This is a genomic window from Aporhodopirellula sallentina SM41, from assembly GCF_000346505.1.
GTDB lineage: Bacteria > Planctomycetota > Planctomycetia > Pirellulales > Pirellulaceae > Rhodopirellula > Rhodopirellula sallentina.
In genome coordinates this window covers 1-13,675 of sequence record NZ_ANOH01000452.1, presented here as the reverse complement: position 1 = coordinate 13,675, position 13,675 = coordinate 1, and the positions used below count along the sequence as shown (strand labels likewise).

Genomic DNA, 13,675 nt, shown 5'->3' with positions numbered 1-13,675 from the left:
ATCTTCCTGTTCGTTGAGTTTCGCCTGCAGTTCTTCGATACGTTTGTCTTTGCCGACGAGACGTTCGCTGAGTTCCTGTGCCTTGACCCGCATGTCTTCGGTGGAGAGATGGATCTCCTTGAGTTTGGCTTCGTGTTCGGTGCGGAGTCGGCCTGCTCGGGCGAGTTCTTCTTCGAGTGATTCGATCTGAGCCTCCATTTGGCTCATCGCGGTTTCGGCGGTCACGCGGCCATCAATCGCCGCTTGGATGCGGGCGGTGCGTTCGTCGAGTTGTTCGAGCAGGTCGTCGTGTTCGCCTTGGAGGGTCTGAACCTGCAACGTTGTCGCCTGCAGTTCTTTCTCGAGTCGTTCGACGTTGGCCTGATGGGTGTCGGATTGCTGCAGACGCTCTTGGCTGGTTTGAATCGCGACTTCGTACTGATCCCGCAGGGTGGCGTATTCTTTCTGCAAGTCCGCGTACTTCTCATCGGCCTCGGAGGCGAGTGCGGTGGTCTCGCTGTGTTGATCGGCGAGTTCATTTCGCTCGGTCGCGAATTGGTCGCGTTGTTGGATCGCGTGATCGCGTTGCTGTGCGGCCTCATCACGTTGCACCGTGAGGTCGTCGCAACGTTCGCGGAGTTCTTCGATTTCCGAGTTGAGCGTTTCGCAGCGAGAGGTAATTTGTCCGTACTCACGTGCGTTGTCGTCACGTTGTTGAATCAGAAGGTCACGTTCTTCGGTGAGTGCTTCGCGTTGTTGTTCGAGCGTGACGCGTTGCGTGTCTGCGGCCTCGAGTTGTTCACGCAGCGAGGCGATCTCTTGCTCGAGTTCCTCAGTGCGGGTGGAGACTTGGCCGATCTCTTGTTCCTTGATTTCGGTGCGCTGCGCGAGTTCGTCTCGTTCTTCCTCGAGTTGGGCGTAACGAGTTTGAGCCTGTTCGAGTTGCTCACGCAGAGAGATGATTTCTTCGTCGAGTTGCTCTCCACGCGTGTTGGCTTTGGTTAGCTCGGCCGCGTTTTCGTCGCGAGCCTGAACGACTTCGTCACGCTCTTCGGTCAGTTTGGTGAGTTGTTCGCGGGAGTTTTCGAGTTGTCCGCTGAGTGTGCGGATTTCTTGCTCGAGTTGTTCGTTTTGGTGGCTGAGCTGATCGCATTTGGTTTGCAGGTCGTTGATCTGGGTACCGGCAGCGGTGGCGGTTGTCGCCAACTCATTCATCTGGGTCGCGGACGCTTCGAATTTCGATTCGGCATCGCGAAGATGGGCACGGACTTTGTCGAGCTCAGCGGACGTTTCGTCGGCTTGTTTGATTGCGGCATCGCGTTGTCGCTGCGCGTCACGGGAAGCGAGTTCGAAACGACTGTGTTCGGCCTGGAGTTTGCCCATTTCGGTTTCGAGCGACTCGGCATGCTGCTTGTGGCTCGACAAGGCTTGGCGGAGTGAATCGATCTCGTTGCGGTAGTCCTCGCACTGTTGTTCGTAGGACTGACTGTTGCGAGAGAGTTCGATGTATTGGTGTTTTCGATCTCGCGCGGCGGCTTTCGCTTTGTTGTATTTGGATTCCGCGTCCTTGATCGCTTGCATGTCGCGACTGCGGTCACGGTACCACAGCAGATGTCCGACCAGGATGCCGCCCATAACAAACAGGAAGGCAGATAAAAACGGGATTCCAATCCAAGTGGTCATCAGAGACTCCGGTAGCAGGCCTCGTCCTGAGGCCCCTGGGTGCGACGGATCGGATGCGAAACCGTGGCACCGTTTCTCGGGCAATCATGCGGGCAAACCGCAACGTTTCTGGGCTGTATCAATTTCACTTCACGGGTGTCCAGTCCAATGCCCCATGCGGAGCACAAAAAATCAATGAAGCACGAAAATTCGGGGAAGCACAAAAAAATTCGGCCGTGTTGTCGCGGTGGACGTACTAGGTAGACTCTTGCTATGGGGGTAAACTAAGAACCTGTCCGAAAAACCTCCCGATGCGCGGCATGACTGACGGCATCGGGGATGACCGCCGAAGCGAATTAATCGCAGGCAGATCGGTCGCGAAGGTACTGCGGACGGGCTCTAACCTGCGGGCGAGTTTGTCGACTGCATCGGTTCAACACACGGCCCCAATTCGATTCCACTGGAACGCTCGCATGTCGTCTATTACCAATCAAATGCAAGGAGAAATCTTGGTGCTCGGGTTCACCGATACCAAGATTCTCGACAGCCAAAAAATTGAAGCCGTCGGGCGTGAGTTGCAGGACGCTGTAGACGAGGCCATTCACAAACGCCTGCTGCTGAATTTTCGCGGCGTGTCCTTCATGTCGTCAGCGATGATCACCAAACTGGTGATGCTGAACAAACGTTGTAAAGCTCAAGGGGTGGCGTTGAAATTCTGCGAAGTCTCGCCCAACGTGATGGAGGTCTTCAAGATCACCAAACTGAACAAACTGTTCGACATCCAAGACGGTGAAGAGCGAGCGTTGGCGAGTTTCGACAAGAAGGGCTGGTTCAGCTGAGTCCGGAGGAGGTTCAGGCGATCGTTGAAGCCGAACGAGCAGAGATCGCGGCCGAAATTCACGACGGGCTGCTGCCCTATCTGTACGCGACCGCGGCGAAGGTTTCAGCCCTTCGTCGGTCGGCGGACGTCCGTGGATCGTCGTTGGAGAAGTCACTCGGGGAGGTTGCCGAGTGGATCGATCAGTCTCGTGACGTGGCCCGTCAACTGATGAACAGGGTCAGTTACCCACCCGAGGCGGTCGACAATCCGTTGAGGGCGGCAAAACGGTTCCTCGATGATGTGTTGTCAGACACCGACACTCCCCATCCGCCTAAGATTCTCTGGCCGCCTGAGGTTCTCGGCCCCGCGTTGCCAGAGGAAGACGGTTGTCCCCTTCGGATGCCGAAGGAAGCCTCCATTGCGGTGTACCGCCTCACGATCGAGTTTGTGAGAAACGCGGTTCGGCACGCGAACGCAAAATTGGTTGAAGTTTCCGTGAAAGACCTCGATGATGGCCTATTGATCAGCGTCGAGGATGACGGAACCGGGTACGATCCCGATGAACTATCGCCCGAAAAGGTGCATGGACTTTCGTTAGCCCATCATCGCGCCGCGGCAGGCGGTATCGAATTGACAACCGAGTCATGCAGGCAGCCCGGCAGCAATCGATCGTCCGGAACTCGCGTGACCATGAGAGTGAAACAGTGAATCGACTCGCCGACATTGACTCAGGAATGAAGCCCGTTTCGTCTAGCGGGCCGGGTGCGGCGAGTTTGAACGCGGAGATGCCCGAGGAGGTAACCTCCGCGTGGCAAAAGCTGCAACAGGTTTCCGAACAATTGCGTTCGGTCATTCGCGGCAAAGACGACGTCATCGAATACGTTTTGACGGCGCTGCTGGCGGAGGGGTCGGTCCTGCTCGAAGACGTCCCCGGCGTGGGGAAGACGACGCTCGCGAAGTCGGTCGCGTTGCTGATCGATTTGGAATATCAACGCATCCAGTGCACCCCCGACCTGTTGCCTGGTGATATTCTCGGTGGATCCATCTACCGGCCGGCGGTGGGCGAGTTTGAATTTCGACCGGGACCGGTTTTCTGTAACTTGCTCGTTGCCGACGAAATCAACCGGGCATCGCCACGCACGCAGAGCGCACTGCTCGAAGCGATGGCCGAAACGCAGGCAACCATCGAGGGAGAGCGGCACGATCTGAAGCACCCTTTCATCGTGATCGCGACGCAAAACCCCGCCGGTTTCGAGGGCACGTTTCCACTGCCGGAATCGCAGCTCGATCGGTTTTTGTTCCGATTGAAGATGGACTATCCCGATCCGGCGAGCGAAGTCGACCTGCTGATCCAACAGACCGACCACGAACCGGTACGTGGCTTGAAAGCCGTCATGCACGTCGACGACTTGGAAAGGTTGCAGCGATGGGTTCGGGGCATCCGCGTCGATCGCAAGGTTGCCTCCTACATCGTCGCCTTAGCGACCGCGACCCGGCACGATGGCCGGTTGCGAGTGGGATGCAGTCCTCGAGGCTGCAAAATGTTGCTGCGAGCAGCACAGGCTCGTGCGGGGCTGGCCGGCCGTGATTTTGTGCTGCCTGACGATGTCCAACACCTCGCCACGGTGACATTGGGGCATCGCGTGAGTTCCCGCCATTCCTCGCACGCGATGGACGAGACCGGCCAGATCATCTCGTCGATCGTCGCCCAGACGGAGATCCCGTTGGGGGGCTGAGCGCGACGGGCGGAAAAAATGCACCTCTTCCAGTAATCTCCGCAGTCGTCGCTACACCGGCATTGTGAGTGGGCGTGCCGTTTGCATTGGATGTGCCGTTTAGGGTCGCTTTTTCGGTTTTATTCGCGAGGACGGCGGGGTGTTTCGTTGGCAAACGCGAAAAACGTGACCTGCCGCGAAATCCCCTACCTATCTACCCTCGCCCAGCTAAACTGGGTGTTTTCCATGGCATTTGGTGATTCCTTATCGGAAATCGAGAGCTTGGCACATTTTTGGGGGCAGAATTGTAGCGTGCGTAGCTCCTCCCCCATTCAGCAGGTACGTTTTTTATGGCGACAGTGACTTTTACGTCTGACGCATCCAAAAACGGATGCTCCGCGCAGGCCGAGACGCGGACTTCACCTCTGTATTTCGAAGACTTGGAACCGGGGCAGAGTTGGACGAGCCCCTCCCGACCGATTTCGCTCGAGGACGTTCGCTCCTTTTCAGAGCTGACCGGCGATTTTGACCCACTCCATTCGGGCGATGATTCCGAGGAGTCGGAGGCAATGGCGTTGAGCTCACCGTTCGGTCGCCCAGTTGCCCACGGCCTACTCGGGCTCAGCGTCCTGGCGGGGTTGTCGACGGAGTATCCTCGTGCAGCAACCCTGGCCTTGGTCGGAGTTACCGATTGGCAGTTCGAAAACCCAATCTTCTTTGGTGAGATTGTGCACGTGGTGACCGAGGTCGAGACGGTGGCCCCACACGGTCGACGCGCCGGCCGGATCACATGGTTGCGAAAACTGATCTCCAGCGACGGACGTTTGCTGCAACAAGGGCGTTTCATCACTTTGGTGGCTTCGAAGCGTCGCAAACCAGCGTCGCAATCGAACGACGGCAAGCACGTGCCACCACGGCAACCACGCTAGCTCCCCATCCTGACCAGTCCGAGCCCTACCGAAGTGAGTGAACGTTTCGCCGACGCACCGATATCCCGCTTGGTAGGGTTTCGCGTGCTTCCGGCGAGCGACGATGCGGAGCAACTCGGCGAAGCGACCGTCGAGATCGATTGCGGGCCACACCACCACAATCCGATGGGCCGCGTCCACGGCGGGCTGATATCGGCATTGGCCGACGCCGCGATGGGGATCGCTTTTGGCCGAACGCTGCTCGAAAGCGAAGACTTCTCGACCATCGAAATGAAGGTCAGTTTCATCCGCCCGATCCGGGTCGGAACGCTCAGCGCGAAGGCGGTGGTGATCCAACGCGGACTGCGGATCGGGTTCGTGGAATGCAAAATTGTGGACCACCGCGGCAAACTCGTCGCGACGGCGTCTTCCACCTGCACAGTACTCTCTAGCTAGCAGGTCTGGGCTCACGAGCTAACAGGTTTGGGCTCTCTAGCTAACAGGTCTGCGCTCTTTAGCTGACGCGCGGGCTCTAGCTGACTCGCAGGCGATTCGTTGATGACGCCACTTCTCCCGGTCTCGTGATCACTCTCGCGAGCGTTCGCTCGACGTCCCCACCGGGCCACGTGGGGGTTACAATTGTGCCCTCGACGCATTTCGCTTTCCCCACCTAGGCTCCACACAATGATGAACATGACACACGGCAGTCGGCTATTGGTGCTCGCATGGATGTCCCTTTCCTCGATCTCGGTCACCGCGATCGCCACCGAGTTGCCTCCGACGCCTAAGCACGAGGGAGTGACACCACGCAACGTCGTTTTCATCCTGACCGATGACCACCGATACGATGCGATGGGGTGCGCCGGGCATCCATTTCTCGAAACACCTCATTTGGATTCGATCGCCGAGAACGGCGCCTACGTCAAAAACGCGTTCGTCACGACCAGCCTCTGTTCGCCGAGTCGTGCATCGATATTGACCGGTTTGTACACGCACAAACACGGCGTGATCGACAACAACCGCCCGGTTCCCCAAGGCACCCTGTTCTTCCCGCAATACCTACAACGCGCCGGATATTCCACGGCGTTCATCGGAAAATGGCACATGGGCGGGCACCACGATGACCCTCGGCCGGGATTTGACCACTGGATCAGTTTCCGCGGGCAGGGCAACTACCTTCCACCGGGGCCGAAGTACACGCTCAACGTCAACGGCGAACGGGTGAAACAGAAAGGGTACATCACGGATGAGTTGACCGATTACGCGGTCGATTGGCTGGACAGGCAGAAGTCCGCCGACCATCCGTTTTTCCTGTATCTATCGCACAAAGCGGTGCACTCGAATTTCACACCGGCGGAGCGGCACGAGGGAAGGTACGCCGATGCGGATCTGAGTTTTCTCCCGCGTGGAGATGACATCACCGCAGAAAAAAATACGCCGCGTTGGGTGCGTGACCAACGCAACAGTTGGCACGGAATCGACTTCTCGTACCACAGCGACCGTGGGCTGGATTATCTGTATCGTCGCTACTGCGAATCAGTGTTGGCGGTCGACGACAGCGTTGGTCGCGTTTTGGACAAACTGAAAGAAATGGGTGTCCACGATGAGACGTTGGTGATCTACATGGGCGACAACGGGTTCATGTGGGGCGAACATGGCTTGATCGACAAACGTGTTTCGTACGAGGAGTCGATCCGCGTCCCGATGTTGATGCAGTGCCCTGAGCTATTCTCGGGCGGAAAGCGGATCGAAAACGTGATCGGCAACATCGATGTCGCTCCCACGATCTTGCATGCGGCTGGTCTGCTGAAACCGGATTACATGGACGGCAGCAGTTTCTTGCAGATGCCGACGGACCCTGACATGTCGTGGCGAGACTACTTTCTCTACGTGTACTACTGGGAGAAGAACTTCCCCCAGACGCCAACGCAGTTTGCCCTTCGAGGAGACCGTTTCAAGTACATCACCTACTACGGCCTGTGGGACACCGACGAATTGTATGACCTGACGGTTGATCCGACGGAAACCAACAATTTGATCCATGACCCGGACTACTCAAGCGTGGCCAAAGAAATGGAAGAGCGGCTGTACGCGATGTTGGCGGAGAAAGGCGGAATGGACATTCCCATGAACCAACCGGCCGGGCGCAGTAACAACAAACGATGGGCGAAGCGGGACGGACAGCAGGCTGCCGAATTCCCCGCCGCGATGGTCGTCGAGGAACCGCTAAACAAGCAGGCGAATTGATTTTGAGTTCGGCTTGCGGTCGGCTGCGGAGAAACGCTAACAAGACTTTAGACGCGTCCTCCTTTTTCCGAAAAAAAGCCGATGCCCATTCCAGCTATACGCCAACCGGTAATTGATTCCGGTTTGCCCGCCTCACAAAACCCGTCCACTCAGCCGGTTCCGTCGAAACCGCGGCTGAGGTTGTGGCGTCCTGAATCATCGCCCGAGACCAACTCGTCGCTGCTGGAGAATTCCGAATTAGACGATCGCCACGGTATCGGACTGCGCCGGCCATGGATGACGTGGTCGTACTTGATCGCCTCCTTGATCGCAGGGATCACGATCACCACGCTCGCCGGTTGTCACTGGGCCTCCGCCAGCCAAAACAGCCAGGGCGCGGCGATGTACAACCAGGGGCAGTACACCGGTGCGATGGAACAATTCCAAAAAGCGATCGCGTCCAATCCCAAGGATCCCGATGGCTACTACAACCTCGCCGCGACAACCCACCGGCTCGGTAACCAACGGCAAGACCCGAACCTGATCCGTCAGAGCGAGGCGCTCTACAACCAGTGTCTCGACCACGATCCGAACCACGTCGACTGCCACCGCGGATTGGCTGTGTTGCTAGTCGACTCGGGGCGTCCCGACCGTGCGTTCACGCTGCTGAAAAACTGGGCCGCGCAGAATCCAACACTCGCCGAACCGCGAATCGAGCTGGCTCGGTTGTACGAAGAACACGGCGAGCCACAAACGGCGTTGAAGTATCTCGAAGACGCCGTCCAAACCGACGCCAACAACCCACGTGCTTGGTTGGCGTTGGCCCGCCTGCGAGAGAGCAGTGGCGATCCGGTCCAAGCGTTGCAGAACTACCAACGCGTGCTCGCACTCGGCGGTGGCGTCGGCGGCAGTTCTGCGTTAGCGACCGAACGGGTTGCCGCTCTGAGCCGTCAGATCAACTCCGCCAACGACGCACGTTTGAATTCAGGCGGCACTCAAATCGCGTCGCCCGCGTTCGGTTCGACTCGATATTGAGCCAGAACGCTGAGCAGGACCGGCAGCCCGCTGCGGCAAAGCTGCTCAGGACCGCCCTCGATCAGCCTTTGACGCTTGATCATCCAGTGTCTATAATTTGACTCTCGCGGAACAGGTTTCTTATCGGAAATCGCCCCCGTGCTTCTTCGGTCCCGGAGATGTTTGCGAGTCGACGCGGTTCTTAGCCATTCGTCGACCGCACTCGATCTACCCGCTTTCGCCGAGGTTGTCTGCTGAATAACGCATGCTGGTTCGCCAGTTTTCGTTCGCTGATGCAATTTCCCCGCTCGTAAAATTCGAACGAGAGGGACGCGAGCCGCGTTAGTACTGTTGGCAGACAGCAGCCAGAATCATCCGACCGCGGGCGTTCTGCGGCATCCCCCACCTATCATTCACTTCGACCCAACGACCTTTGCGGGACTAAAAACATGTTTGTGACAGCATCCTCGATGACCTCAGTTATTGGCTTCATTGGAATGCCCGGAGCACCTGAATTGCTGATCGTGCTCTTCCTCGCGTTGCTGCTCTTCGGTGGTGCCAAACTGCCGACCCTGATGCGAAACCTCGGCAAGAGCGCAAACGAATTCAAACGCGGTATGGCCGAAACGGCTGACGACACCGACGATTCGGAAAAGATCAAGGAAAACGTCTGAAATGTTCGGACTGAGTTTCTTCGAAATGTCCGTGATCGGAATCATTGCGGTGGTCCTCTTCGGTGGCAATTTGCCTGAAGTGGCTCGCAAGTTCGGAAGCACCTATAGCCAACTGCGGCGCAGCCTGCAGGAAGTGCAACAACAGTTCCGTGACGCTCAACGCGAAGTGGATCGTGCCATGACCATCGACGATCCGGTAACGACGAAATCCAACACTTCCCTGTACGAAGACGAACCGGAAGACGCTCCCGAACCGTCGGCACCTAAATTCAAACCGCCGAGCTGAGTCGTCGTTCGTCCCAGGATTGCTGTTGTCCTCGCCAGGCTTGAACGTCCGCTGGATTCACTCAGCTGGATTTACTCAGCTGGATTTACTCAGCAGTAACACCGGAGCGAAACCTATCGAGCACAGGGCGTTCTGCGGGTTTGAGAAACGGCGGCGATATCGGCTATGTCAGTTTGAAACGCTCTGGTTTCCTGGCGTGGCTTAGTTTTAGCGTTGCGAAACCCGCCAAGAGTTTTGAAAGGCTCGTGAATCATCGAGAGTCTTGGCGACTTTCGCTACGGCCTTCAACCCTCGTTCTTGATCGTGACACACCACTGGCTGTCCGGCGGTCCACCGGTTGCCGTGAGCCACTCGTTGTTTGCATCTTACCCATCGGAAATTCACTCGCATGGATGACCCCGCTCTGCCCTATCGAATCGGATTGGGATACGACTCTCATCGTCTCGGTCCAGGAGGGCCACTGCGGATCGGTGGAATCGACATCGAACAACCGACCGATGGAGTTCATGCGATCGGTCACAGCGACGCGGACGTTTTGTTGCACGCGTTGACGGACGCCCTGCTCGGTGCAATCGCGGCGGAAGATATCGGCCGCTTGTTCCCTGACAACGCGGAAGAAAACCGGGGAAGAGACAGCGAGGACTTCGTCGCCGCGGCGCTGCAAAAGGTGTCAGATGCGGGTTACCAGATCGGAAACATCGACGCCGTGATCCTCGCCCAGAAACCCAAGATGGCTCCGCACATCGATTCGATGCGCGATCGCATCGCAATCATGCTTTCCTGCCCGGCGAGCTCCGTGGGCCTGAAAGCCAAAACAGGAGAGGGCGTCGATTCGATCGGCCGAAGCGAGTCGATTGCCGCCCGGGTGATCGTCATGCTCATGCGGAAGTAGCATTTCACCCGACGCTTGAAAGCACTGCCTTCAGTGAGCCGGCGTGAGTCGCCACGATGATGGTCTAGGAAGACGTGTGGTGCGTTCTCGGCACGTGAAATCCGTCGGACGTCACGTCGATCATCGACTCTATGTCCAGAGTTCCGTATCGAGAGTATCCCGTGTGGACGATCAAGTTTGGAAGGATCTCTGCGTCGCCGTCGTGATGGGTGTGACCGCAGAGGACCGTGTGCATCCGGTCTGGATTCTGTTCCGCCGCGGCACGGAGAGCCGCAGCCACACCACCGCATACGAAAAAGGGTGCCCAGTTGTCGTCCGTCGTTCGGCCTTCGTACCAACACGACTCACGAAAAGGCGGGACGTGCGTTGCAATCAGGACGTGGTTGATCGTGCTAGGCAACGCAGCCAACTTCGCCGCCAAACGCTCTCCACTGAGGCGCCCTTCTTGCTGCAGAATCGATTGCCACGAGTCCGGTGGACTCGTTTGAAAGTCCGTGATTAGTTGGAAATCGTTCAACCGAACGGTGGTGTTCTTATAATCCCCCTCGGTGGCGTCCCCCCAACCGTCATCGCCGACGAGCGCTGCGTTTTCCGCCAACTGCACCGGCGCGCAGTCGGTGAGGTAGTGCAGGTGATCGATCTCGCGACACAGTTCGATGATCTGCCGTCGTGTATCTCCGATCGACTTTCCGTAGAAGTCGTGGTTACCGAGAACGAAATAGATCGGTCGATCAAAGGTGTCTGCGATGCACCGGAGTTGATAGGAGACGTCATCACCTTCGGATAGATCACCGGTCAGAACGAGTGCGTCGGGGCGATGGGCGAGCACTTCGTCTGCCCACAACCTCCACGTTTCCAACTTGGCGTGATCAAAATGGGGATCGGTGATCCACGCTATTTTTTGCTGTGAGGCTCGGTCGTCAACATCAGTCGAGGAAGCGGGCGAGATACGACGTAACAACGCGGTGACCGTGCGAGTAAAAAAGGAGGTGCCTTCAGCGGGCGAATCAGGAGAACCGCCGACATTCCGGCGTCTGCTTCGCGTTTTCAAATCACACTAGAAATGGATTCGATATTTTGATCAGACAGCGAATCGAAATTGCTGACTGGTTGAAAGAAACGATTGCTATCGTGGGCAGCGACTTTGCCGGGGCTGACAGAGTTGCGAGGAGCTTTGCGGCAGACGGTGCTGCCGGGCCGCCAGGCAGTTCGGGAAAAATGCCCCGGCGAAGCAAAACTCGGGCAACCGAAAGAATCCAAACGGAAAACCGCCATCTACCAACAAACAATGAAATGACGGTTTCCGTTGTGCTCGATTCGAAAGCGGTTTAGGCCGTGGCGACCAAACCGGCCGCTTCGGCGAGTTCTTCCGCTTTGTCGGTCTTTTCCCAAGTGAACGAATCGCCTTCGCGACCGAAGTGTCCGCCCGCGGTCGTCGGCGTGAAGACCGGGCGACGCAGTTGCAAGTGGTCGATGATTTGACCTGGGGTCAAGCCGAAGTGCTTGCGAACGAGTTCGCAGAGTTTCGCATCGTCAATCTTGCCGGTGCCTTCAGTGTCGACGTGAACGCTGACCGGTTCGGTAACACCGATCGCGTAGGCGAGTTGCACTTCGCAACGTTCGGCCAGCCCAGCGGCGACAATGTTCTTGGCAACGTAGCGAGCCATGTAGGCTGCACTGCGGTCCACCTTCGTCGAGTCTTTACCGCTGAATGCACCACCGCCGTGACGTCCCCATCCGCCGTAGGTATCAACGATGATTTTGCGACCGGTCAATCCGCAGTCGCCGTGTGGTCCGCCGATTTCAAACTTGCCGGTTGGGTTGATGTGATACTTGATATCGCCCTTGTCCAATTCCGCAGGAATCGATGGCTTGACCACGTTGTTGATGATGAATTCACGAATCTCTTCGTTGGTAACACCAGGAGCGTGCTGAGCGCTGACGACAACGGTGTCGATTCGCACCGGTTTGTTACCTTCGTACTCGACCGTAACCTGGCTCTTGTTGTCCGGACGCAACCAGCTGACTTCTTTGTTGAATCGAGCTTCGGTGATGCGATTGATGATGCGGTGCGACAGCGCGATCGGCAGCGGCATCAATTCGGGAGTATCGCCGCATGCGTATCCAAACATCAGGCCTTGGTCACCGGCGCCGATTTCTTTGTTCTGCGACTCGTCGGAGTTGACGCCTTGAGCGATGTCAGGGCTTTGTGCGTCGAGGCGAACTTGAACTTCGCAGTTCGCACCGTCGATGCCGGTGTCCGCGTTGTCATAACCGACCGCGAGGATGGTGTCGCGAACGATCTTTTCGTAGTCGACGTCGGCCTTGGTCGAGATCTCACCGGCGACAACGGCGAGGTTCGTGTTGACGAGGGTTTCGCAAGCGACGCGACTCATAGGGTCTTGGGCGAGCAATGCGTCGAGAATGCTGTCCGAGATACGGTCGGCCAGCTTGTCGGGGTGCCCCATGCTGACTGATTCGCTGGTGAAAAGATATCGACCTGACTGATTACTCACTACTGAAAACTCCGCTGGTTCGGCCTGGTGCGATTGCTTTTCACGCGAGAGGCCATATTTTGTCAAAAGAAAGGCGGACCCATTTCGCTCGCGTTTCCTGATTGCAGGAAAGTTCGTCGTAGCGGCGGACGCCTTGGCAGCGTGTACAATAATCCCCGGAGGAGGATCTGAAAACCGACGGCTTTTGCGGTTTTTCTGAAGATTTCTCGCACTGGAACCTGCGAAATCGCGATGCCTGAGCAAATCACCGAGAAATTACCCCCGCGATTCTCAGAACAACTCCCTGATCAGAGCCGCCCGCATTGGCCGGCGATGGTGGCTTCGGTGTGCGTACACGGAGCGTTCGTGGCTCTTTTGATATGGACCCTGGCCGCTCGAAAACACCAGGGCACCGAGGCCGAACCTCTCGCCCGCAGCGTCGGGATGGCGATCGCCCATCGAATGCCAGACCGCACCCGCTATGTGATCGAGCCGGAACAGGAAAAGGCGTCGACGTCCCAGGGCGCGGTGGCCGCTGTGCCCACGCCCGCCGCCCCGCAATCGGAAGCCTCCAACGAGGAAGCAAGCGACGCCGATTCATCTCAATCGGGAGCCGCCGGTGGGCAAGGCAAAAGTCAGCCGAAATCGACCTCAGGGCTGCAACCGCCAATCGACCTCGCGAGCATTTTGCAGGACATGCGAGGCACCGGCACCGGGAATAGCGAAGACGCCGGGGATGGCAGCGACGGCGCCAGCGGGCCGCGATCGCTGGTTCAAGGACGGGTTCGTTTCGCAGACGGTCGCTCAATCGATCAGCTCGGGCAAAGCGATCTCGTTCCGGGAGCCGCCAAATACGGTCAGGGGGCAGGCCGGATCACGACCGAACTGTTTGGCGTGTCCGGTACCGGCAGCACGTTCGTCTATGTCTTCGATCGCAGTGAATCCATGGCCGCGGCAGGGAAGGCTCCCTTGAGAGCGTCGAAAACGGAGTTAATCCGCAGCCT

The 13,675-nt window shown here is 57.6% G+C and carries 13 protein-coding genes and 1 pseudogene; 11 read left to right on the top strand and 3 right to left on the bottom strand.

Annotated elements, in window-relative coordinates:
• Positions 1-1,662, bottom strand: a 1,662-nt coding sequence (locus RSSM_RS29635) for a hypothetical protein (protein ID WP_144060220.1), incomplete at its 3' end; no start/stop codon positions are given.
• Positions 1,663-2,114: 452 nt separating this feature from the next.
• On the opposite strand from RSSM_RS29635, the gene RSSM_RS29630 reads away from it, so the two are divergent.
• The 10 genes from RSSM_RS29630 (at position 2,115) to ispF (ending at position 10,176) form a co-directional block, all read left to right on the top strand.
• Positions 2,115-2,480, top strand: a complete 366-nt coding sequence (locus RSSM_RS29630) for an STAS domain-containing protein (protein WP_044303994.1) — start codon at positions 2,115-2,117, stop codon at positions 2,478-2,480.
• Complete coding sequence (locus RSSM_RS29625; RefSeq protein WP_315850037.1) at positions 2,468-3,169, top strand: sensor histidine kinase; 702 nt, start codon at positions 2,468-2,470, stop codon at positions 3,167-3,169. The genes RSSM_RS29630 and RSSM_RS29625 overlap by 13 nt, the downstream gene beginning before the upstream one ends.
• Positions 3,170-3,246: 77 nt before the next feature.
• Positions 3,247-4,197 carry an AAA family ATPase gene (locus tag RSSM_RS29620; protein ID WP_390174077.1) on the top strand — a complete coding sequence of 317 codons (951 nt, stop codon included), beginning with the start codon at positions 3,247-3,249 and terminating at the stop codon, positions 4,195-4,197.
• Positions 4,198-4,526: 329 nt separating this feature from the next.
• A complete protein-coding gene (locus tag RSSM_RS29615) occupies positions 4,527-5,105 on the top strand; it encodes a MaoC family dehydratase (protein WP_008688573.1) in 579 nt (192 codons plus the stop codon).
• A 33-nt stretch (positions 5,106-5,138) separates the two neighbouring features.
• Positions 5,139-5,540, top strand: coding sequence for a PaaI family thioesterase (locus RSSM_RS29610; RefSeq protein WP_008688571.1), 402 nt, complete (start codon positions 5,139-5,141; stop codon positions 5,538-5,540).
• Positions 5,541-5,813: 273 nt separating this feature from the next.
• A complete protein-coding gene (locus tag RSSM_RS29605; protein WP_236621481.1) occupies positions 5,814-7,331 on the top strand; it encodes a sulfatase family protein in 1,518 nt (505 codons plus the stop codon).
• A gap of 81 nt (positions 7,332-7,412) precedes the next feature.
• Positions 7,413-8,345: a tetratricopeptide repeat protein gene (locus RSSM_RS29600; RefSeq protein WP_008688568.1), complete on the top strand. Its 933-nt coding sequence runs from the start codon at positions 7,413-7,415 to the stop codon at positions 8,343-8,345.
• Positions 8,346-8,794: 449 nt separating this feature from the next.
• On the top strand, positions 8,795-8,998 hold the full coding sequence (gene tatA, locus RSSM_RS29595) for a twin-arginine translocase TatA/TatE family subunit (RefSeq protein ID WP_236621480.1): 204 nt from the start codon (positions 8,795-8,797) through the stop codon (positions 8,996-8,998).
• Between the two features lies 1 nt (position 8,999).
• Positions 9,000-9,284: a Sec-independent protein translocase subunit TatA/TatB gene (locus RSSM_RS29590; RefSeq protein ID WP_008688566.1), complete on the top strand. Its 285-nt coding sequence runs from the start codon at positions 9,000-9,002 to the stop codon at positions 9,282-9,284.
• A 388-nt stretch (positions 9,285-9,672) separates the two neighbouring features.
• Positions 9,673-10,176 carry a 2-C-methyl-D-erythritol 2,4-cyclodiphosphate synthase gene (ispF, locus tag RSSM_RS29580; RefSeq protein ID WP_008688565.1) on the top strand — a complete coding sequence of 168 codons (504 nt, stop codon included), beginning with the start codon at positions 9,673-9,675 and terminating at the stop codon, positions 10,174-10,176.
• Between the two features lie 64 nt (positions 10,177-10,240).
• On the opposite strand, the gene RSSM_RS29575 is transcribed toward ispF, so the two are convergent.
• Together RSSM_RS29575 and metK are read right to left on the bottom strand one after the other, a co-directional pair.
• Entirely contained in the window at positions 10,241-11,137 is an 897-nt protein-coding gene (locus RSSM_RS29575) for a metallophosphoesterase family protein (protein ID WP_173403198.1), read from the bottom strand.
• A 367-nt stretch (positions 11,138-11,504) separates the two neighbouring features.
• Positions 11,505-12,692, bottom strand: a complete 1,188-nt coding sequence (metK, locus tag RSSM_RS29565) for a methionine adenosyltransferase (protein WP_044303995.1) — start codon at positions 12,690-12,692, stop codon at positions 11,505-11,507.
• Positions 12,693-12,923: 231 nt separating this feature from the next.
• Here metK and RSSM_RS29560 point away from each other — a divergent pair.
• Positions 12,924-13,675, top strand: a pseudogene (locus tag RSSM_RS29560) (hypothetical protein); the annotation flags it as partial.